Raw genomic sequence first — 18,671 nt, 5'->3', positions numbered from 1 at the left:
TCACAGCGGTTGTGTGGACTGGTTACCTTGGCCGCGGCGGCCCCGGAGGCCGATACTGACCGAGCGTTCAGTTACCCATCAGTAGTGCGCTGATCCCCGGAGGCTGAGATGGCCCGACTCGCCCAGACGCCCGGCCTGACCGATGTGCAGCGGTCGATCCTGGAGACGGTCCGGGAGTTCGCCGACAAGGAGATCATCCCGCACGCGCAACGGCTGGAGCACGCCGACGAGTACCCCACCGACATCCTCGACGGGATGCGCGAGATGGGGTTGTTCGGTCTCACCATCGACGAGGAGTTCGGCGGGCTGGGCGAGTCGCTGCTCACCTACGCGCTGGTGGTGGAGGAGTTGTCGCGGGGCTGGATGTCGATCTCCGGCATCGTCAACACGCACTTCATCGTGGCCTACCTGATCTCGCAGCACGGTTCGCCCGAGCAGAAGGCCCGGCTGCTGCCGAAGATGGTGACCGGCGAGGTGCGCGGCGCGTTCTCCATGTCCGAGCCCGAGACCGGCTCCGACGTCTCGGCCATCAAGACGCGGGCGGTCCGCGACGGCGACCGCTACGTGCTCGACGGGCAGAAGATGTGGCTGACCAACGGCGCGTACTCCTCTGTGGTGGCCACCCTGGTCAAGACCGACACCGGCGCCGAGTCGGTGTACGGCAACATGAGCACCTTCCTGCTGGAGAAGGAGCCGGGCTTCGGCGAGACCGCGCCCGGGCTGACCATTCCCGGCAAGATCGACAAGATGGGCTACAAGGGCGTCGAGACCACCGAGATGGTGCTCGACGGCGTGAGCGTGCCCGACTCGGCGATCCTCGGCGGCGCCGACAGGGTGGGCCGGGGCTTCTACCAGATGATGGACGGCATCGAGGTGGGCCGGGTCAACGTCGCCGCCCGCGCCTGCGGCATCTCCATCCGCGCCTTCGAGCTGGCGGTCGGCTACGCCCAGCAGCGCAAGACCTTCGGCCAGCCGCTCGCCCAGCACCAGGCCATCGCCTTCAAGTTGGCCGAGATGGGCACGAAGATCGAGGCCGCGCACGCCCTCATGGTCAACGCCGCCCGTCTCAAGGACGCCGGCCAGCGCAACGACGTCGAGGCCGGGATGGCCAAGCTGCTCGCGTCCGAATACTGCGCCGAGGTGGTCCAGGACGCGTTCCGCATCCACGGCGGCTACGGCTACTCCAAGGAGTACGAGATCGAGCGGCTGATGCGGGAGGCCCCGTTCCTGCTCATCGGCGAGGGCACCTCGGAGATCCAGAAGACCATCATCTCCCGTGGCCTGCTCAAGGAGTACAAGCTCTGACTCACACCTGCCGCGGCGCGGCCTGTGGGGGTGGGGTCGGTCGCGAGCGTGATGCCCCTGAGGCATCAAAATGACTCAGAGGCATCACGCTTGTGTCCCGCCATGGTCCGCGGCAGGAGTGTCTCGGCCAGGACCGCGAGGGCCAGCCGGCCCTGGCCTACCCAGAACCCGCTGACCGCCGCCACCGGGCAGGGCCAGCAGCCGACGCGGCCACGGCCGGTCGCCCGACGACGGCGCGGCCGAGGATGAACACGGCCGCAGCGTCCCGTGGGGCGCGCTCAGCCGAGGCGGGTCAGGTTGGCGGCGGCGCGTTCGACGATGAGGCAACGATCCTCGACGTAGTCCATACCGGCCTCCTCGGCGATCCGCCGCGCCTCGGCCGAGACGATGCCCAGCTGCAACCAGACGGCCGGGGCACCGATCGTCGCCGCGTCCCGGACGACCTGCACGGCGTCGACCGCCGGCCGGAACACGTCCACCAGGTCGACGGGGTGCGGAATGTCGGCCAGCGTCGGGTACGCCCGCTCTCCGAAGAGTTCGTCGACGGTCGGGTTGACCGGGATGATGCGCCAGCCGTACCGCTGCATCTGCAAGGGCACGCCGTGCGCGGCCTTGCGCGGGTCGCGGGACGCGCCCACGACGGCGATCACGGCGGAGTCGGCGAGGATCTGCTGAGCGCTACGCACCCGCCGACTGTAGCGCCGCCGCCCCTGCGTCACAGCAGGGTCAGCTGCTCAGCGGTGGGCGGCGGTGGTGGCTCGGGCAGGCTTCGGTTGTCGCCTGACTCGGCGCGGTGCAGCCCATGACGGCGGGCCGCGATCCGCACCCGCGCGGTCAGCTCCCGCTGGTACGCCTGTGGGGCGTAGGAGCCGGCCCGGTAGAGCTCGCGATAGCGCGGCACGAGGTGCGGATGCTCCCGGGCCAGCCAGTGCGCGTACCACTCCCGGGCGCCGGGCCGTAGGTGCAGGGCCAGGGGCGTCACGCTGGCCGCCCCGGCGGCGGCGATCGCCGACACGGTCGCGTCGATCGACTCGTCACTGTCGCTCAGCCCGGGAAGGATCGGGGCCATCAACACCCCCACGGAAAAGCCGGCGTCGGCGAGCGCCCGGACCGCGTCCAGCCTGCGGCGTGGGTGCGGTGTGCCCGGCTCGACGCCACGCCAGAGCTGCTCGTCGACGAAGCCCACCGAGAAGGAGATGCCGACCCTGGTCACCTCGGCGGCCTCGCGCAGCAGTGGCAGGTCCCGCAGGATCAGCGTGCCCTTGGTCAGGATCGAGAACGGGTTGGCGAAGTCGCGTAACGCCGCGATGATCTGCGGCATGAGTCGGTAGCGGCCCTCGGCGCGCTGGTAGCAGTCGACGTTGGTGCCCATCGCCACGTGCGCACCCCGCCATTTCGGCGCGGCCAGCTCGCGCCGGACCAGCTCGCCAGCATTGACCTTGACGATCACCTTCCGGTCGAAGTCCGCGCCGGTGTCGAGATCGAGGTAGGTGTGTGTGTTTCGGGCGAAGCAGTAGACGCATGCATGGGAACAGCCCCGGTAGGGGTTGACGGTCCACTCGAACGGGACGCGGGACTGCCCGGGCACCCGGTTGAGGATGGACTTGGCCTGCACCTCGTAGAAGGTCATCCCGGCGAACTCGGGGGTGTCGAAGGTGCGGACGACGGCGCCGGGCAGCGCCAGCGGCAGGGGTGGCGTCGCTGGCGCTGCCCGCTCGGGGTCTCCCTCAACCGGGGGAGCGGTGAGGTTGTCCCAGCGCATGGGCACTATTCGAACACGTGTACGAGCATCACGCAAGTGACCCGCCGGACACCGGTGCCCCGGTTCGACCGTCGTGGAGAGAGGATGGACGCCATGAAGACGTCGACCTTCGTCTACGACGGGGACTGCGCGTTCTGCACGCGGTGCGCGGAGTTCATCGAGCGCCGGATCCCCACCGGCGCGAGGGTGGTGCCGTGGCAGTTCGCGGACCTGGACGCGCTCGGCCTCACCGCCGACGAGTGCGAGGAGGCCGTGCAGTGGGTAGGCGCGGACGGCTCCCGGGCGGCCGGCCCGGACGCCATCGCCAAGCTGCTGGGCGACAGCGGCCCGCTGTGGCGGGTGGCCGGCGCTGGCCTGCGATTTCCCCCGGCCCGGGCGGCGGCGTGGCCGGCGTACCGCCGGGTTGCCCGCAACCGGCACCGGCTGCCGGGCGGCACCGCGGCCTGCGCACTGCCCCAGGAGGCCCGGGAACGCCTCTACGGTCCGACCGGTCGCCCCACCACCGGCGCCTGATCGACCACCGGAGTCCGCCCGGCCGCCGACGGCGGCACTGCGACTGACGGCTGGGCCGGCACCGTGTCGACGTCGTCGGGATGGGGCCCCGCGTCCTCCTCGGCCGGCCCGCGGTGGCCGGCGAGCCGGCGGGCCCACACCAGCGGGCGGACCCGTTCCAGGGGCAGGAAGCTGGTCATCGCGGCCAGGTGCGGGGCGAACGAGATGGTGATGGTCGCGATGGTCACCGCGTGGAACGAGTAGAAGAAGCCGACCATGGCTCCTCGCCAGCGGGCCGGCAGCAGGAAGACCACCGGGCTGAACAGCTCGAAGGCCACGATGCCGAACTGGGCGACGATCAGCAGGTACGGCACCTGGGCGATCAGGTCGGCGAAGTCGGTGCCGCGGCGGATGATGGCCCGCGCCAGCACCGAGCCGGTCAACCAGTCCAGTCCGCCGAAGCGCAGCTTGGCCCAGGCGGCCAGGAAGTACGTGCAGATCACCGCGATCTGGGTGACTCGCAGCGCCCAGCCGCCGGCTTCGGTGCGGGTGGTGTCACCGTGTCGCGCCCGACCCGCGGTGGGCAGCACGGCCAGCGCGACGAGCAGCCCGAAACGGTCGTGGTCGACCTTTCCGTAGCTCATCGCGATGATCATCCACTCCAGGTACAGCGCGCAGACCGACCAGCCGAGCAGTCGGGGCGCCCGTCCGGTCGCGGCGAGCAGGGCGAGCAGCAGCAGCGCCCAGAAGATCACCGCCACGAGGGCCGGGGTCGGTGTGGGCAGCGGCAGTATCCGGCCGACCAGCAGCGGTTGGTACAGCTCACCGGGCACGCTGGCCCGGGTGCGCACCCAGGGAGTGAAGACCACCAGGTCGGCGGCCACGAAGAGGTAGATCAGTGTCCGGAAGGCGGCCACCCGGCCCCGCGGCACCGCCTCGGTCAGCCAGCTGGTCATCGGGGCGCCTGCCAGCGGACCACTGTCTCATCGGTATGCCGCCCGGTCGGCCGGCCGGCGCGGATGCCGTGCCAGCGGGTGACGATGCGGACCTCGACCAGCGCGGGGGCGTCGGGGTGGCGTTCGGCGTACGCGTCGGCGACCTCGGCGAGCCGCGCCGGGTCGGCGGCGTAGCGGTCCTGTTGACCCTCGATCTCGGCTCGGCGGATGCCGGTCGCGTCCTGGTCGAGGTCGATCACGGCGCCGGTGCTGGTCACCCCCTCCACGCGAGTGTCCGGGGCGGGTGCGTTCGGCGGGTTGGACGTGGAGTACATCCGGAACGGGCCGAACGGGAAGTCGTCATCGTTGCCCCAGAGGGTGCCGACGAGCAGCAGGACGAGGGCGAGTGCGGTCACGCCCAGCCGGGTGGTGCGGCCGCGGGTGGTCAGGTTCTCCATCAGGTCGTGACGATACGGGATGTACCGGCCGCGCCGGGTCCGTCCGATGGTCAGATCCGGTTGCCCGGGTCGGCGACGTGACGACTCCGTGCAGGTGAGCGGTCACGAAGGAGGCCGGGCCCCACGTCGGGGCCCGGCCTTTCGTGCCGTCGAGGACGGCTCAGTGGTTGTGCTCGGCCAGCTGCTTGCGGACGTCGTCCATGTCCAGTGCCTCGACCTGCTCGATCAGGTTCTCCAGCGCGGACTCGGGGAGGGCGCCCGGCTGGGCGAAGACGATGACGCCGTCGCGGATCGCCATGATCGTCGGGATCGACCGGATGTCGAACTTGGCGCCCAGCTCCTGCTGCGCCTCGGTGTCGACCTTGCCGAAGACGATGTTCTGGTGCTTCTCCGAGGAGCGCTCGTAGACGGGGGCGAACCGCTTGCACGGACCACACCAGTCGGCCCAGAAGTCGACCAGGACGATGCCGTCGTTGCCGGTCACCTCGTCGAAGTTCGTCGAGGTCAGCTCAACGGTTGCCATTGCACTCTCCGATCACCGCGGTTTATCTACGTCCCGTAGAACCAGGGCTGACCGTATCCAATTCCCGGGCGGTGGGGCACGAAACGTGCCCGGGGCTGCCCGGCGGCACCAAGGGTCATCGATTGACGTCTGTCCGTTGCGGTGTGCGGAACGCAAGTGCATGACGCACTTGCGTGACCAGCCGTAATGGGAGCGCTTCCAGGAAGATCCACGCGATTGAGCGCTACGAATCGGTAACTTGACCCTTGACAAGGAGGTATCGGGCCTGCGGAGATCGCTGATCAACCGGCGTCCGACTACCGAGAGTAGTGTTACAAAAGAATAAATGTGACGCCGGTCTCTGTTGAACCTACGCTGCCGTAGGGCAGAATTCACCGCATCAGAGCGTGGGCGGCGGGTGCCGGGGAGGGCCCCGCCGCTCATTGCGTCTCCCCCCGTGCACGTGACCGGTGTGACATTTCCGCCGGGCTCGCGCCCCCGCAGTCGCCTTAACCACCGGTAAGGCATGCTGTGCCGAACTCCATCGCCGCCCGTCGAAGGGGACCAGGATGCAGTTCGGCCGCTACTACGAGGAGTTCGAGGTCGGCGCGGTCTACCGGCACTGGCCGGGCAAGACCGTCACCGAGTACGACGACCACCTCTTCTGCCTGCTCACCATGAACCACCACCCGCTGCACATGGACGCGCACTACGCCGCTACGGCCAGCCAGTTCAAGCGCAACGTGGTGGTCGGCAACTACATCTACTCGCTGCTTCTGGGCATGTCGGTGCCGGATGTCAGTGGTAAGGCCATCGCCAACCTGGAGGTCGAGTCGCTGCGGCACGTGGCGCCCACCTTCCACGGCGACACCGTCTACGGCGAGACCACCGTGCTCGACAAGCGGGAGTCCGGCTCCAAGCCCGACCGGGGTGTGGTGTCGGTGGAGACCCGCGGCTACAACCAGGACGGCACGATGGTCTGCGTGTTCCGGCGCAAGGTGATGGTTCCCAAACGGGAGTACGCGGCCAGCGCCGTGCCCGAGGGAGTGGATCCGGAGCGGCCCAGCTTCCCCGAGCCCCGCTGAGCGGCACGTTCCGGGGCATATGCTGGCGCCGGAGGTTCCGATGAGCCACTCCGTCGCGGGAGAGCCGCCCTCTGCCGGCCGCCGAGCCGCACCCCTGACAACCGCTGTCTATTCCGCCTCCGAGTGGGACCTGCTCACCAGCCTGCCCGGTCGGGTTCTCGTGGCCGCCGCCGCACCCGGCCCCGGTCGCCCGGAGCGGGGCGTTCTGGCGGGCCTGGCCGGCCTGGACGCGTTGGCCGCCGGCAGGGCGTTCGACAGCGATCTGGTCCGCGCGGTGGTCGCCGCGATCTACGCCCGCCACGACGGCACCCCGGAGCCCGCCGAGCGCCTCACCGACCTGGTTGATCTGCTGGCTGCCTGCCGGGCGGCGTCCCGGGTCCTGCACCGGCGGGCCGATCCCGCCGACTCAGCGGCGTACCGGCAGTGGGTGCAGTCGGTGGCGGCCCGGGTCTGCCGAGCGGCGCCCCGGGCCGGCGAGCGTCCGGCGAGCCGGCCGGCCAGCCCGGCCGACCGGCGCTTCCTGGACCGGCTCGGCGGCGCGCTCGGGCTGGGCTGAACCCGGCGGGCCGTCGCGGCGAGCGCCGGCCGTGCCCGTACCCTCTGATGACCGTGACCGACGACCAGCTCGAAGTGGGCGTGGGCCCCTGGCCGGGGCACCCGCCGGACGGCCCGCGCTACGACCCGCAGTTGCTGGCCGAGGGGGACCGGCGCAACGTGGTCGACCGCTACCGCTACTGGCGGCGCGAGGCGATCGTCGCCGACCTCGACCTGCACCGGCACGGTTTTCACGTCGCCATCGAGAACTGGCAGCACGACTTCAACATCGGCACCGTGGTCCGCAACGCGAACGCGTTCCTCGCCGCCGAGGTGCACATCGTCGGACGGCGACGGTGGAACCGGCGCGGAGCCATGGTGACCGATCGCTACCAGCACGTCCGGCACCACGAGACGATCGAGGAGTTCGTCGCCTGGACGGGCGAGCGGGGGCTGCCGGTGTTCGGTATCGACAACCTGCCCGGCTCGCGCCCGCTGGAGACCGGCACCCTGCCGAGGGAGTGCGTGCTCCTGTTCGGCCAGGAGGGACCCGGCCTGTCCGAACCGGCCCGCACCGCCTGCGCCCAGCTCTACTCCATCGCCCAGTACGGCTCCACGCGGTCGATCAACGCGGGCGTGGCCAGCGGCATCGCCATGCACGCCTGGATCCGGACCCACGCCGGCCCGCCACCGGACTGACTCCCGACCGCCAGGATCGGTGTCGGCGGCGACGCAACTCCACTGTGGCTTGTTCACGCACCGATCGAAGCGTGTACGTCGGCGAGGCTCGGTGAATGTGGCTGTATGCGATAGCCTGGCCGGCGAGTGCGGGTCACCTGCGCTCGTGTAGGGCGCACCGTCCCCGTATCTGCCCGGGAGGGCTTGACAACCTCCCCGGATTGACGGAGAACGGACGCAGATATTCACTGTACGACACCACACTGATACTCTGGGTGCCGCTGCGGTAATGGGACCCGGCGCCGCGCGAGAGGATGGCCCGCCATGGTCAAGAAGGTCCTCACCTGGGCCGGAATCGCATTCTTGATCTTCTTCGTCGCCTACCGGCCAAACTCGGCGGCGGATGTGTTCAAGTCTCTCGGCGGAGGGGTCGTCGACATCGCCCAGGGTTTCGGCGACTTCTTCACCAGCCTCGTCGCCTAGCCGTCGATGGGCAGCCCCTCCGGTCCACCCTTCGACCCGGACGACCCCGACCGGGCCCGCCGGGAACGCGACACCGAACCGATCCCGCGGATCGGGCCCGACGACGGCCCGGGCTACGGGGCCGGAGCCGGCCTGTCCGACGGTCCGTCCCTATCGGACGACGTCGGTTACGGCGACGGGCCCGGCTATGCCGGTGAGGGTCGTTCGGGTCGAGCTTGGATCCGTGATCCGGAGGCCGCCTACCAGCCTCCGCAGATCTCCGAGGACGAGCTGGCCGGGCTGCGCGCCGACGCCACCGGAGCGGCGCCCCGCCGGGTGCTGCCGCTGGAGGACGAGCCCAGCTCCCTGGTCGCCCGCTACCTCTTCCCCACCGAGCGCTACCGGGGTGAGTGGAAGCGGCACTGGATCCACCTCACCACCCCGCTGTTGATCGGCATCGCGGCGACCTTCGTGCTCGGCTACCTCTCCGGCTTCCTCGCCGGGCAGGACGTGGGCGCGCTGACCACCGTCGCGGTGCTGCTCTGGTTCGCGGTGATGGGCTGGGTGGCCTGGAAGATCGCCGACTGGTGGTACGACCGGTTCATCCTGACCAACAAGCGGGTCATGGTGGTCAACGGCATCATCACCCGCCGCGTCGCCATGATGCCGCTGGTGCGGGTCACCGACATGAAGTACGAGCAGACGCCGACGGGCCGGGCGCTCAACTACGGCACGTTCGTGCTGGAGTCCGCCGGCCAGGAGCAGGCGCTGCGCGAGGTCAAGAACCTGCCCAACCCGAACGAGCTCTACCTGCGAGTCGTCGAGGAGATGTACGAGCCGCAGGCGGTCGAGGCCCGGCTGGGCAAGGAGGCCGACGAGGCCAAGGCCGACGACGGGGCGTGAAACTTTTCGTCCGAACATCGGAGCAAGTGCGCACCTTCCGTCATGGACCGGAGTGCCTCTGACGTGGCACCCTGCCAGGACGGCTGGGGTGCGGAGGTGCGGTGGTGGCGAGCAGGGACCCGTTGGAGGAAGAGTTCCGCGACTTCGTCGCGGCTCGCTCCGCCGCTCTGCTGCGGACCGCGTACCTCCTCGCCGGCGACTGGGCCACGGCCGAAGACCTGCTCCAGACGGCCCTGACCAAGACCTACCTGGCGTGGAAGCGGCTCGGCGGGATCGAGGCTGTCGAGCCGTACGCCCGACGCGTGATGGTCAACACATCGACGAGCTGGTGGCGACGTCGCTGGCACGGTGAACGCCCCACCGAGGTGCTGCCCGAGCGGGCCGGTGTCGACGAGATCGCCCAACACCTGGACCGCGACCTGCTCTGGCGGCACCTCAGGGAGCTGCCCGTCCGGCAGCGGGCGGTGCTGGTGCTGCGCTACTACGAGGACATGTCGGAAGCGCAGACCGCCGCGATGTTGGACATCTCGCCGGGCACGGTGAAGAGCCAGGCATCCCGGGCGCTGTCCACGCTTCGGAAACGGATGGGCCCCGACGCGCCGGACCTCGCCGCCGAGCCCACCGCCGAAGGCCGTGCGGCCGCCGATCGCCGTACCGCGGGCCAGCGCCGTACGGCCGCCGATCGCCGTGTCACCGCTGCGGGCCCCGCCCGGACCGGCAACGCGGGCACCTCGACCGGGTCGACCCCTGCCTCCGGCGCCACGGCTGCCGGTCGACCCCGCCCCGCCCCCGTCCGGGCGGCGCCACGCCGGGCAGCGCCCCAACCGGGCGGACCGCCGGTCGAGCTGTCCGCAGCCCCGGCGGCCGTGCCGGTCGGCACCGGCTCCGGCGAGCAGCGGTGAAGGCATTCCCGGGCCGGCCCGACAACCCGACGGGCCACCCGCCGCGTCCTTACCAGGTGCGACGTGACGAGCTGGCAGGGGCGGTGCGGGACACCCTCTCGCACCAGGTCGCCGTCGCCCGCCCCCTGAGCGCCGACCCGGCCGGCCAGGCCATCCGTCGGGCGAAGCGGATCCGGCGCAGGCGGACGGCTGCCGGCCTCGCCCTCGCGGCGGTCGCCACCGTGCTGGTCAGCACCGGCGTGGCTCGTTTCGGCGACGGCTCCGGCAGGCAGGGCGAGCCCATCGTCGTGATCGGTGATCCGGGCCGATCGGCCCTGTCGACTCCCTCGCCCGCGGCGTCCGCCGCTCCGCCCACGCCCGGAACGCCCGTGGACGTGCTCGCCGGCGCGACGCTGATCGGCGTGAACGGTGTGCGGCTGGACCTTCCCGGTGTCGGGCCGGCCGAGCGCGTCCACCTGCTGCCCGGCGGCGGCGGCTGGCTGGTGGTCGGCGCGCCGACGGCCGCCGGCCGATCCCTCTGGGTCGCGCAGCGCGACGGGCTGGTGCAGGTGCTGCTGGCGGGTGCGGGGCCGATCGTCGTGGCACCCGACGGTCGCCAGGTGGCCTGGAGGGACGGCACCGGCCTGCTGGCGGCGGCAGTGATCGGCACGCAGCTCATCGGGCTGGTGCGCATCCCGGTGCCGAGCGACGCGGAGCCGGTCCGGTTCGTCGGCGACAACGTGCTGGTCCGCCTCGATCCGGACGGCGCGGGTCACAGCCTGTGGCGGCCGGGCGGCGAACTGGGCACGGGCACCGACCGGAGCACGTTGAACGTCTACGGCACGCTGCCGGACGGACGGCTCCTCGGTCAGGTGACCACGGCCGACCAGGTCAAGACCTGCCTGGCCGTGCTCGACCCGAAGCGTGAGCTGAAGCCGGTCCGCACCGGCTGCGGCCCGGAGCTGAGCCAGGACGGCACCGGTGGGGTCTCCGCCGACGGCCGATGGCTGCTGGTGAACGGCGGGGCGGGTAAGGCCCGCAAATCCCTGCTGGTCGACCTGCGCAAGCTCGGGGCGGGCCTGACCGCCGTGCCGGCCGGGCCGCCGATGACCGGCGAGATCGCCTGGACGACCGACTCGGACGCCACCTACGTGGACGACGCCGGCGAGCTGGTCCGGGTCAACGTCGACCGGGTACGGGCCGGAAAGTGGGCCGAACCTGTCTCGGTGCCCGGCGTGCGGCCCAGCGACCGGCTGGTCCTGGTGACCAGCTGACCGCCAGCGGTCACGCCCGCGTGGGCCTTGGCGCGTACGGGTCCGTGGTCCTCGATAGCGTCGAGAGGTGACCTCGCGTACCGGCTCCTCCCCGCGGATCGACCTGCACACCCACTCCACGGCCAGTGATGGCACGCTGAGCCCGACAGAGCTGGTTCATGCTGCTGCACAGGCCGAGCTGGACGTGCTGGCGATCACCGACCACGACACCACCGCCGGGTGGGAGCCCGCCGTGCGGGCGCTGCCGCCCGGTCTGCGCCTGATCCGGGGCGCCGAACTGTCCTGCCGCTGGTCCGGTACGCAGCCGCCGGTGCCGCTGCACCTGCTGGCGTACCTGTTCGACGCCGACCACCCCGAGCTGGTCGCCGAGCTGGCCCGGGTGCGGACCGCCCGCGAGGAACGCGGCGAGCGGATCGTCACGCTGCTGCGCGCCGACGGGATCGACGTGAGCTGGCCGGAAATCCTGGCCGGCGCGGGCGGTGGCACGGTGGGGCGGCCGCACATCGCGCAGGCGCTGATCCGGGCCGGCCTGGTCGGCAGCACCCGCGAGGCGTTCGGCCCGGACTGGCTGGGCGAGCGGTACCGGCTGCCCAAGGAGGACATCGACGTGTTCCGGGCGATCCGGTTGGTCCGGGACGCCGGCGGGGTGCCGGTCTTCGCCCATCCACGCGCCACGCGACGCGGTCGGGTGGTGCCCGACGAGGTGATCGCCGAGCTGGCCGCCGCCGGGTTGGCCGGCCTGGAGGCCGACCACGAGGACCACAGCCCGGCCGAGCAGGCGCACGTACGGGCGCTCGCCGCCGAGCTGGGCCTGCTGGTCACCGGCTCTTCGGACTTCCACGGCACCCACAAGACCGTCCAGCTCGGCGCGTTCGGCACCAGCGTCGAGGCGTACGAGCGGATTGTCGCCGCCGGAGTGACCGAGGTCGCTTCGGGCTGATCCCCGTTTCGGCCGACAGCCGCGCGGCTAGGTTGATCACGTGGATCTGAAGCTGTTCGGCGAGGTTTTCGTGACCCTGCTGGTGATCACCGACCCGCCGGGCATGGTGCCGATCTTCCTCGCGCTGACCGGCCCGCTGCCGGCTCGGGACCGCAACCGTGCGGCCTGGCAGGCGGTGGCGCTGGCGCTCGGCGTGATCGTGGTCTTCGCGGTGGCCGGGCAGACCCTCCTCGACTACCTGCACGTGGACCTGCCGGCCCTGCAGGCGGCCGGCGGGCTGCTGCTCGTGCTGGTCGCCCTGGAGCTGCTGACCGGCAAGACCGACGGCCCGAGCCAGGACGCCACCTCGAACATCGCGCTGGTGCCGCTGGGCACCCCGCTGCTGGCCGGGCCGGGCGCCATCGTGGCGACCATGCTCTTCGTCCAGCAGGCCGACGGGTTCGGCGACCACGTCGCCATCGCCGTGGCCATCCTCGCCGTGATGGTCGCGGTCTGGATCGTGCTGCGCTTCTCCGGCGGCATCGTGAAGATCCTGCGACCCGGAGGGATCGAGGTGCTGACCCGGATCGCCGGCCTGCTGCTGGCCGCGATCGCCGTGCAGCTCATCGCCGACGCGGTGGCCGCCTTCGTCACGCAGTACGTGAACATGACCTGACCGGGTCACCCGTGATGTCGGGGGTGGATGGCAGGATCGCAGGTGTGCGACGAGCCTCCTCAGCCGGACGCCCAGCCGCTGGCGGCCGGGCCCCTCAACAGCGTGCGGGTGGCGCCGAGCAGCTCGGGTTCGAGGGCATGCCGGAACGGCTCTTCGTCTGCACCCCGAGCAAGCTCGGCGCGTACGCGGACTGCCCGCGCCGCTACCGCTACTCCTACGTCGACCGGCCGACCCCGCCCAAGGGCCCGCCGTGGGCGCACAACTCGCTCGGCGCCAGCGTGCACACCGCTCTGAAGAACTGGTATGCGCTGCCCGCCGGGCGGCGCCGTCCCGAGGCGCTGGCCGCCCTGCTCAAGGGCACCTGGGTCCGCGAGGGCTACCGCGACGACGAGCAGGAGCGGGCCGCCTACCGGCGGGCGCTGGGCTGGCTCGAGGCATACGTCGAGACGCTGGAGCCGGACGCCGACCCGCTCGGCGTGGAGCGGGTGGTGGCCGTCAAGACCGCCGTGCTGGCGTTCAACGGCCGGGCCGACCGCATCGACTCCCGTTCCGGGCCCGAAGGCCCGGAGCTGGTCATCGTCGACTACAAGACCGGCCGCACCGGGCTGGACACGGACGACGCCCGCGGGTCGCAGGCGCTGGCGCTCTACGCGTACGCGGCCGAGCGGGTGTTCCGCCGACCGTGCCGACGGGTGGAGCTGCACCACCTGCCGACCGGCACCGTCGCCGCCCACGACCACACCGTCGAGTCGCTGGGCCGCCAGCTGACCCGGGCCGAGGAGACGGCCCGCGACATCATGGCGGCCGAGCGGGCGGTCGCCGACGGCGGCGACGCGGATGAGGCGTTCCCGGTGGCGCCCGGCGCCCGTTGCGGCTGGTGCGACTTCCGGCGCCACTGCCCGACCGGCGCGCAGACGCCAGCTAAGGCGCCGTGGGCGGCCATGGACCGTCCCGCCGACGGCTGACCGCGGCCAACCCTCGGGCGGCCTCGTGCTCGCCAGGCAGCCGGGCCAGTTCGCCGACCTCGCGGCGGCGGTCCGTTCAGCCGGCCGGCGGTCCGTTCAGCCGGCCGGCGGTCCGGTCAGCCGGCCAGCGGGGCGACGAGCCGTTCGGCCCGTTCTTTGGCGGCCTGCAGCAACGGCCCCTCGAGATAGCGGCGGGGCACCGCGCCGAGCGCCAGCCGCAGCGCACGTACGCTCAGGTCCGCCGTCAGGGCGGTGGTGGGCAGCCCCAGGCCGCCGTACATCCGGCGGGCCCAGGCCGGCAGCAGCCCGAGCGCGGTCCCGGCGATCCCCAGGTACACCCAGCGCGGCGGCCCGAGGGTGAGCCCCAGCCGCGCCGGCAGGCTGAGCTTCCACGGCAGCGGCGGCGCGGTGAGGAAGAGCGCGGTCTCGGCGGCCTCCCGGGTCATCCGCAGCTCCGGCCGTACGGTGCGGTAGTACGCCGCCACCTCCGCGGCGGTGCCGGGGACGGTGGACGGGTCCAGCCCGACCAGCTCGGCGGAGCGGCGTTGCTCGGTGTAGTAGCCGTCCACCTCGTCGTCGGTGAGTGGCAGGCCGGCCCGTCGGGCCGTGCTGAGGAACGACTCGACCTCGGTGACGTGCACCCAGCGCAGCAGGTCCGGCTCGTCGATCCGGAACTCCTCGCCGGTGAGCCGGTCGGTGGCCCGCAACCGGGCGTGCAGCCGGCGCAGCCGCGCTCCGGCCTCCTCCGCCTCGGCGGTCGTCCCGTACACGGTGGTTGCCACATAGGTGGCGGTGCGGACCAGGCGGCCCCAGGCATCGGTGCGGTAGTTGCTGTTCTGCGCGACCCCGGCCATCGCGCGGGGGTGCAACGCCTGAAGGTAGAGCGAGCGCAGGCCGGCGACGATCAGGATCGGCTCCTCGTGCACCTTCCACGTGACCGACCCGGGACCGAAGAGACCGAGGTCATCGGAGTCCACCGCCCAAGAGTGCCACGGCCCGGCCCTCCTCGCCGCTCGGCTTCCGGCGGCGCGGCAGGTCAGCTGTCGGCGGAGCGGCGGGCCTGGCAGCTCGGGCAGAGACCCCAGAAGGTCACTTCCGCCTCGTCCACCTCGAAGCCGTGCGCGACGTTCGGCTCCAGACAGGGGGCGCTGCCCACCGTGCAGTCGATGTCGGAGATCTCGCCGCAGCCCCGGCAGACCACGTGGTGGTGGTTGTCGCCGGCACGCGCCTCGTAGCGGGCGGGACTGCCGGCCGGCTCGATCCGGCGGGACAGCCCGGCCCGGGACAGCGCCCCCAGCACGTCGTAGACCGCCTGGGTGGAGACCGAGTCGAGGCGTTCGCGGGACCTGCCGGGTGATCTCGTCGACCTCCAGGTGGCCACCGCCGGCCAGCACGTCGAGGACCGCGAGGCGCGGTCGGGTGACGCGCAGGCCTCTCGATCGCAGCAGCTCCTCGGCAGCGGACATGCGCCAATGACAGCCTGTGCGACCAGCGCCGACAACCGACGTCCGGTCGGGGTGGCCACGGACACAGCCGACGGGCGCGGTGGCCAGATCGGGTCGCGGTGAACCTGATCGGGGCAGCGCACGTGTGTCCGGTCGAGAGCCTGGGGACGATCCGCCGGACCGTAGGCTGGCGATCCCGTGACCGCGATCCACCTGGAGGCGTCGATGTTCGAGGAGATCCTGGGTCTACCGGCACACGTCCTGGTGATCCATGCGGTGGTCGTGTTCGTGCCGCTGCTCGCCGCGGTGGCCATCGCGTACGTGGGGCTGCCGCGCTGGCGGCACCGGCTGGACTGGGCGTTGGGCCTCCTCGCCGTGGCCGCGCCGCTGACCGCCTTTCTGGCCGTCCAGTCGGGTGAGGCGTTCACCGATGCGCTGGTCGCCAGGGGTTTCCAGGGCAAGATCCTCGACCAGATCTTCGAGCACTCCCGGTACGGCGACATCCTGTTCCGGATCGTGGTGGCGCTCGGGATCGTGGCGATCCTGCTGCTGGTGGCGACCAGCGGACACCCCCGGGTGCCGCGGCTGCCGGCGTTGGTGATCCCGGTGCTGGCGGTGGCGGCCGTCGCGCTGTCCATCGCCGCACTGGTCTACGTCTATCTGACCGGCCACTCCGGTGCGGAGGCGGTCTGGGGCACCACCCTCTGAGCGGCGAAGATGGCGTGGGTCAGAAGATGACCCGCGCGCAGAGCAGGCAGACCAGCACCACGAGCACCACGCCGGCTGCCGCGCCGAAGCCGTAGGTGACCCGCTGCGAGCGCTGCTCGGCCGCGTCCAGGTCGGCCATGTCCTGCGGCGGTAGCCGCCGGGGCGCCGCCGGCTCCAGGTGTACGGGTGGACGCCATCCCGCCGGCGGCGGCGTGCTCGGCGGCGGGCCGGCGTACGCGCTCGCCGGGGCGGGTCCGGATGCGGCGGGCGGTTGGGCCGCTGCGTCCCCGGTGGGCGGTTGGGCGGCCGCTGCGTCCCCGTCGACGGTGGGCCGTTTCCAGTAGTCGTCCGGGGTGCTGCCAACGCTGGGGGTCGTCACGTCGTCCGACGCTACCAACGTGGTCGGCGGTCCGGTCGCTTCTGGCCGGCACGCCATCGTCCGCGACCGGTCCGCTGGCGTCGGCTGCGCTAGTCTTGCCGCTCGTGAGCACCGAGGACCCCGGCACGCAGGGCGCGCGCGGCGACGAGGACCGCACCGTCGACCTGAGCGAAGACTTCGTGGTGCTGCCCGAGCAGACCGCTGACGACACCGACCAGGGCTGGGGCGAGCGGCCCGGCGGCAACGACGACTGGCTGCTCGCCGAACGCCCCCCACACTGGGACTGACCGACCCGTCGCCGGGCCGCGCCAGCCAGGTCGGCTGCTGCGGTGTCCAGGCGAGTCCCCTCGGTCAGCCGCGGACGACGATGGCGAAACGGCTTCCCTCGGGTAGCCCGACCGCACGGTGCGCCTGGTCGGGGCGCAACGCCAGGTAGAGCGCCGCGGACCCGTCGCTCGCCCCGGCACCCAGCACGTCCAGGACGAGCGCTGCGGGGGCGAGCAGGGTTGCGTCGGCGCCCGCCCCACCAGGGGGTGCGGCCAGGAGGTCGACCCGTGCCCCGGGGCGGACCACGGCCAGCGCGGCCGGCTCGGCCAGCCGGACCGGCACCCCCACCGAGCCGCTGGGCAGCGGTAGGGGCCCGGCTGTGGCTCGCGCGCCGTCGGCTGCTGCACTCGTCGCGGTGGGCCGCGGACCGTCGACCGCGCCGTTCGCGTCAGTCGGCCCGCTTCCGTCGACCCTCTGGCCGCCGTCGGCCGAGCCGTCCGCGCCGGCCCTCGGGGACCGTGCGGCGGTGGTGGGTGGGCAGGCGGTCGGGGTGTACAGGACGGCGGCGGCGAGGCCGAGCAACGCGGCGACCAGGCCGGCCCGGAACAGGGTGCGCCCGCCCGGCAGGGCGAGCCGGCGCAGCGGACGCAACGCCCGCGCGGAGTCTGGATCACCGGTCGCCATCTGCGCCTCCCGTCCGGGCGCCGCAGCGACACCCCTTCGGCGGCAGGTTAGGCCGTTCGGTGCCCGCTCAGCGGGCAGTCCGTCGGCGCCTGTGGAAAACCGGCCGGCCTGTGGACGAACGCCCACGTGCCGGCCGGACCTGCTAAGAGGGTGTGCCGCGACCGACGGGTCTGCCAGCGGTTGGTCAGGAGGTGGAGCTGGCCGCCGGAGCCTTGCCGCCGCTCGACCCCCCGCTCGACGACGACCCGGACGAGGACGACCCGGACGACGACGACCCGGACGAGGACGACCCGGACGACGAGGAGGAACCGGACGACGAGCCCGAGGACGACCCGGACGACGCGCCCGAGGACGACCCGGAGTCGCCACCCGAGGACGACTCGGACTTGGCCGGCTTGCCCGCCGTGCCGGCGGCCGTCGTCTCGGCGGTGGAGGCCCGGGAGTCGGTGCGATAGAAGCCGGAGCCCTTGAAGACGATGCCGACCGAGTTGAAGACCTTGCGCAGCCGCCCCTGACACGTCGGGCACTCGGTCAACGGCTCGTCAGAGAAGGACTGCACCGCCTCGAGCTGGTGACCGCACGCGGTGCAGGCGTACTGGTACGTAGGCACGTTCTCCTCCGGATCTGGACTCGGCCAGTTGGCACTCGACCTGTTCGAGTGCCAATCGTGCGTCATTCGCCCCGGGTTCGTCCAGCAGACGTGTGGGGCGCGACACCATGCGCCGCACCCGGGCCGCCGTCAAGCGTACGCACCCCGTCGGCGGGAGTGACGACCGCGCGGACCGGGCGATCGTGGGGCTCGACGGGCAACGCCTCGACCAGCTCGCCGTCGTGCAGCGGGACCACGGTCAACGTCGCGGTGGGCACTCGTGCCAGCGCCCTGTCGTACGAGCCGCCGCCTCGGCCCAGTCGCCGGCCGTGCCGGTCGACCGCCAGAGCCGGCAGCACCACCAGTTCCGCGCCGGCCACCGCGGCCACCCCCAGTCGCGCCCCGGCGGGCTCCCGGATGCCCCGGCCGGCAGCGACCAGAGCGGCCGGCCCGGCATAGGCCGCCCAGTCCAGGTCCAGGTCGGCGCGGAGCACCGGCAGCAGCAGTTCGGCGCCGGCCGGTAGCGCCGCCCGCAGCACCTCCGGCAGGTCGGGCCCGCCCGGTTCGGAGCCGACCGGCACGTACGCCGTCATCCGGCTCGGGCGCAGCCGGCGTACCAGAGCGACCAGCTCGGCCTGGACGCGCCCGGCGGCGGCGGCCCGGGCCGGGCCGGTCAGCGCCCGACGGCGGGCGAGCAGCTCAGCGCGGGTGTTCCGCTTGGCCACACCTGTCACTTCGGCTTCACCAGAAAAATCCGGCACGCAACAC

24 protein-coding genes and 2 pseudogenes are annotated in these 18,671 nt (G+C 72.3%); 15 read left to right on the top strand and 11 right to left on the bottom strand.

The window, feature by feature from the left end; all coding sequences use genetic code 11:
• Window positions 1–108 precede the first annotated feature (108 nt).
• Window positions 109–1,305 (top strand): acyl-CoA dehydrogenase family protein, encoded by a 1,197-nt coding sequence (locus tag ACLJN9_RS05720; protein WP_410810011.1) that lies wholly within the window; start codon window positions 109–111, stop codon window positions 1,303–1,305.
• A 278-nt stretch (window positions 1,306–1,583) separates the two neighbouring features.
• Here the strand turns inward: ACLJN9_RS05720 and ACLJN9_RS05715 are convergent, their stop codons facing one another.
• Both ACLJN9_RS05715 and ACLJN9_RS05710 read right to left on the bottom strand, forming a co-directional pair.
• Complete coding sequence (locus ACLJN9_RS05715; protein WP_410810010.1) at window positions 1,584–1,991, bottom strand: CoA-binding protein; 408 nt, start codon at window positions 1,989–1,991, stop codon at window positions 1,584–1,586.
• Between the two features lie 29 nt (window positions 1,992–2,020).
• Window positions 2,021–3,067: an Rv2578c family radical SAM protein gene (locus tag ACLJN9_RS05710; RefSeq protein WP_410810009.1), complete on the bottom strand. Its 1,047-nt coding sequence runs from the start codon at window positions 3,065–3,067 to the stop codon at window positions 2,021–2,023.
• A gap of 93 nt (window positions 3,068–3,160) precedes the next feature.
• On the opposite strand from ACLJN9_RS05710, the gene ACLJN9_RS05705 reads away from it, so the two are divergent.
• The gene (locus tag ACLJN9_RS05705) at window positions 3,161–3,580 is read left to right on the top strand and encodes a thiol-disulfide oxidoreductase DCC family protein (protein WP_410810008.1); all 420 of its coding nucleotides are present in this window, start codon (window positions 3,161–3,163) and stop codon (window positions 3,578–3,580) included.
• Here ACLJN9_RS05705 and ACLJN9_RS05700 read toward each other — a convergent pair.
• The 3 genes from ACLJN9_RS05700 to trxA form a co-directional block, all read right to left on the bottom strand.
• Window positions 3,544–4,515 (bottom strand): MFS transporter permease, encoded by a 972-nt coding sequence (locus tag ACLJN9_RS05700; protein ID WP_410810007.1) that lies wholly within the window; start codon window positions 4,513–4,515, stop codon window positions 3,544–3,546. The two genes, ACLJN9_RS05705 and ACLJN9_RS05700, sit on opposite strands and share 37 nt — an antisense overlap.
• The gene (locus tag ACLJN9_RS05695; protein WP_410810006.1) at window positions 4,512–4,952 is read right to left on the bottom strand and encodes a hypothetical protein; all 441 of its coding nucleotides are present in this window, start codon (window positions 4,950–4,952) and stop codon (window positions 4,512–4,514) included. Before ACLJN9_RS05695 ends, ACLJN9_RS05700 begins: the two co-directional genes overlap by 4 nt.
• 160 nt (window positions 4,953–5,112) lie before the next feature.
• Window positions 5,113–5,475 carry a thioredoxin gene (gene trxA, locus ACLJN9_RS05690; RefSeq protein WP_007455291.1) on the bottom strand — a complete coding sequence of 121 codons (363 nt, stop codon included), beginning with the start codon at window positions 5,473–5,475 and terminating at the stop codon, window positions 5,113–5,115.
• A 548-nt stretch (window positions 5,476–6,023) separates the two neighbouring features.
• Here trxA and ACLJN9_RS05685 point away from each other — a divergent pair.
• From ACLJN9_RS05685 to ACLJN9_RS05640, 10 genes are all read left to right on the top strand, one after another.
• Window positions 6,024–6,539 carry a MaoC family dehydratase gene (locus ACLJN9_RS05685; RefSeq protein WP_410810005.1) on the top strand — a complete coding sequence of 172 codons (516 nt, stop codon included), beginning with the start codon at window positions 6,024–6,026 and terminating at the stop codon, window positions 6,537–6,539.
• Between the two features lie 19 nt (window positions 6,540–6,558).
• The gene (locus tag ACLJN9_RS05680; RefSeq protein WP_410810004.1) at window positions 6,559–7,095 is read left to right on the top strand and encodes a hypothetical protein; all 537 of its coding nucleotides are present in this window, start codon (window positions 6,559–6,561) and stop codon (window positions 7,093–7,095) included.
• Window positions 7,096–7,148: 53 nt separating this feature from the next.
• Window positions 7,149–7,772: a TrmH family RNA methyltransferase gene (locus ACLJN9_RS05675; RefSeq protein ID WP_410810003.1), complete on the top strand. Its 624-nt coding sequence runs from the start codon at window positions 7,149–7,151 to the stop codon at window positions 7,770–7,772.
• Between the two features lie 303 nt (window positions 7,773–8,075).
• Window positions 8,076–8,234 (top strand): hypothetical protein, encoded by a 159-nt coding sequence (locus ACLJN9_RS05670; RefSeq protein ID WP_410810002.1) that lies wholly within the window; start codon window positions 8,076–8,078, stop codon window positions 8,232–8,234.
• A 6-nt stretch (window positions 8,235–8,240) separates the two neighbouring features.
• Entirely contained in the window at window positions 8,241–9,116 is an 876-nt protein-coding gene (locus ACLJN9_RS05665) for a PH domain-containing protein (protein WP_410810001.1), read from the top strand.
• Window positions 9,117–9,220: 104 nt separating this feature from the next.
• Window positions 9,221–10,018: a SigE family RNA polymerase sigma factor gene (locus ACLJN9_RS05660; protein WP_410810000.1), complete on the top strand. Its 798-nt coding sequence runs from the start codon at window positions 9,221–9,223 to the stop codon at window positions 10,016–10,018.
• A 56-nt stretch (window positions 10,019–10,074) separates the two neighbouring features.
• A complete protein-coding gene (locus ACLJN9_RS05655) occupies window positions 10,075–11,271 on the top strand; it encodes a hypothetical protein (RefSeq protein ID WP_410809999.1) in 1,197 nt (398 codons plus the stop codon).
• Window positions 11,272–11,338: 67 nt separating this feature from the next.
• Window positions 11,339–12,211 (top strand): PHP domain-containing protein, encoded by an 873-nt coding sequence (locus ACLJN9_RS05650; RefSeq protein WP_410809998.1) that lies wholly within the window; start codon window positions 11,339–11,341, stop codon window positions 12,209–12,211.
• A 40-nt stretch (window positions 12,212–12,251) separates the two neighbouring features.
• Window positions 12,252–12,866, top strand: a complete 615-nt coding sequence (locus ACLJN9_RS05645) for a MarC family protein (RefSeq protein ID WP_410809997.1) — start codon at window positions 12,252–12,254, stop codon at window positions 12,864–12,866.
• Window positions 12,867–12,880: 14 nt separating this feature from the next.
• Window positions 12,881–13,831: a RecB family exonuclease gene (locus tag ACLJN9_RS05640; protein WP_410809996.1), complete on the top strand. Its 951-nt coding sequence runs from the start codon at window positions 12,881–12,883 to the stop codon at window positions 13,829–13,831.
• A 116-nt stretch (window positions 13,832–13,947) separates the two neighbouring features.
• On the opposite strand, the gene ACLJN9_RS05635 is transcribed toward ACLJN9_RS05640, so the two are convergent.
• Window positions 13,948–14,808 (bottom strand): oxygenase MpaB family protein, encoded by an 861-nt coding sequence (locus ACLJN9_RS05635; protein WP_410809995.1) that lies wholly within the window; start codon window positions 14,806–14,808, stop codon window positions 13,948–13,950.
• A 59-nt stretch (window positions 14,809–14,867) separates the two neighbouring features.
• Window positions 14,868–15,297: pseudogene (locus ACLJN9_RS05630) on the bottom strand (Fur family transcriptional regulator).
• A 204-nt stretch (window positions 15,298–15,501) separates the two neighbouring features.
• Between ACLJN9_RS05630 and ACLJN9_RS05625 the strand changes: the two are divergent.
• Entirely contained in the window at window positions 15,502–15,984 is a 483-nt protein-coding gene (locus tag ACLJN9_RS05625; protein ID WP_410810206.1) for a DUF2231 domain-containing protein, read from the top strand.
• 19 nt (window positions 15,985–16,003) lie between these two features.
• Here ACLJN9_RS05625 and ACLJN9_RS05620 read toward each other — a convergent pair whose 3' ends face one another.
• Complete coding sequence (locus tag ACLJN9_RS05620; RefSeq protein WP_410809994.1) at window positions 16,004–16,363, bottom strand: hypothetical protein; 360 nt, start codon at window positions 16,361–16,363, stop codon at window positions 16,004–16,006.
• A 104-nt stretch (window positions 16,364–16,467) separates the two neighbouring features.
• On the opposite strand from ACLJN9_RS05620, the gene ACLJN9_RS05615 reads away from it, so the two are divergent.
• Window positions 16,468–16,650, top strand: coding sequence for a hypothetical protein (locus tag ACLJN9_RS05615; RefSeq protein WP_410809993.1), 183 nt, complete (start codon window positions 16,468–16,470; stop codon window positions 16,648–16,650).
• A 64-nt stretch (window positions 16,651–16,714) separates the two neighbouring features.
• Here ACLJN9_RS05615 and ACLJN9_RS05610 read toward each other — a convergent pair whose 3' ends face one another.
• Complete coding sequence (locus ACLJN9_RS05610; protein WP_410809992.1) at window positions 16,715–17,314, bottom strand: flagellar biosynthesis protein FlgA; 600 nt, start codon at window positions 17,312–17,314, stop codon at window positions 16,715–16,717.
• A gap of 152 nt (window positions 17,315–17,466) precedes the next feature.
• Here ACLJN9_RS05610 and ACLJN9_RS05605 point away from each other — a divergent pair, with 152 nt between their 5' ends.
• Window positions 17,467–17,769: a hypothetical protein gene (locus ACLJN9_RS05605; RefSeq protein WP_410810217.1), complete on the top strand. Its 303-nt coding sequence runs from the start codon at window positions 17,467–17,469 to the stop codon at window positions 17,767–17,769.
• 14 nt (window positions 17,770–17,783) lie between these two features.
• Here ACLJN9_RS05605 and ACLJN9_RS05600 read toward each other — a convergent pair.
• Window positions 17,784–17,990: pseudogene (locus ACLJN9_RS05600) on the bottom strand (FmdB family zinc ribbon protein); the annotation flags it as partial.
• The gene (locus ACLJN9_RS05595; RefSeq protein WP_410809991.1) at window positions 17,987–18,664 is read right to left on the bottom strand and encodes a 5-formyltetrahydrofolate cyclo-ligase; all 678 of its coding nucleotides are present in this window, start codon (window positions 18,662–18,664) and stop codon (window positions 17,987–17,989) included. The gene ACLJN9_RS05595 and the pseudogene ACLJN9_RS05600, both read right to left, overlap by 4 nt.
• Between the last annotated feature and the right edge of the window lie 7 nt (window positions 18,665–18,671).

The organism is Micromonospora sp. 067-2 (genome assembly GCF_046549295.1).
Classification (GTDB): domain Bacteria; phylum Actinomycetota; class Actinomycetes; order Mycobacteriales; family Micromonosporaceae; genus Micromonospora.
This window is presented reverse-complemented; position numbering and strand designations above follow the sequence as displayed.

Excerpts from the sequence above, each read along its gene's own strand:
- ACLJN9_RS05720 (WP_410810011.1), top strand. The coding sequence starts at position 109 with ATGGCCCGACTCGCCCAGACGCCCGGCCTGACCGATGTGCAGCGGTCG.
- ACLJN9_RS05710 (WP_410810009.1), bottom strand. The coding sequence starts at position 3,067 with ATGCGCTGGGACAACCTCACCGCTCCCCCGGTTGAGGGAGACCCCGAG.
- ACLJN9_RS05705 (WP_410810008.1), top strand. The coding sequence starts at position 3,161 with ATGAAGACGTCGACCTTCGTCTACGACGGGGACTGCGCGTTCTGCACG.
- ACLJN9_RS05700 (WP_410810007.1), bottom strand. The coding sequence starts at position 4,515 with ATGACCAGCTGGCTGACCGAGGCGGTGCCGCGGGGCCGGGTGGCCGCC.
- ACLJN9_RS05695 (WP_410810006.1), bottom strand. The coding sequence starts at position 4,952 with ATGGAGAACCTGACCACCCGCGGCCGCACCACCCGGCTGGGCGTGACC.
- trxA (WP_007455291.1), bottom strand. The coding sequence starts at position 5,475 with ATGGCAACCGTTGAGCTGACCTCGACGAACTTCGACGAGGTGACCGGC.
- ACLJN9_RS05685 (WP_410810005.1), top strand. The coding sequence starts at position 6,024 with ATGCAGTTCGGCCGCTACTACGAGGAGTTCGAGGTCGGCGCGGTCTAC.
- ACLJN9_RS05680 (WP_410810004.1), top strand. The coding sequence starts at position 6,559 with ATGCTGGCGCCGGAGGTTCCGATGAGCCACTCCGTCGCGGGAGAGCCG.
- ACLJN9_RS05670 (WP_410810002.1), top strand. The coding sequence starts at position 8,076 with ATGGTCAAGAAGGTCCTCACCTGGGCCGGAATCGCATTCTTGATCTTC.
- ACLJN9_RS05665 (WP_410810001.1), top strand. The coding sequence starts at position 8,241 with ATGGGCAGCCCCTCCGGTCCACCCTTCGACCCGGACGACCCCGACCGG.
- ACLJN9_RS05640 (WP_410809996.1), top strand. The coding sequence starts at position 12,881 with ATGTCGGGGGTGGATGGCAGGATCGCAGGTGTGCGACGAGCCTCCTCA.
- ACLJN9_RS05625 (WP_410810206.1), top strand. The coding sequence starts at position 15,502 with ATGTTCGAGGAGATCCTGGGTCTACCGGCACACGTCCTGGTGATCCAT.
- ACLJN9_RS05610 (WP_410809992.1), bottom strand. The coding sequence starts at position 17,314 with ATGGCGACCGGTGATCCAGACTCCGCGCGGGCGTTGCGTCCGCTGCGC.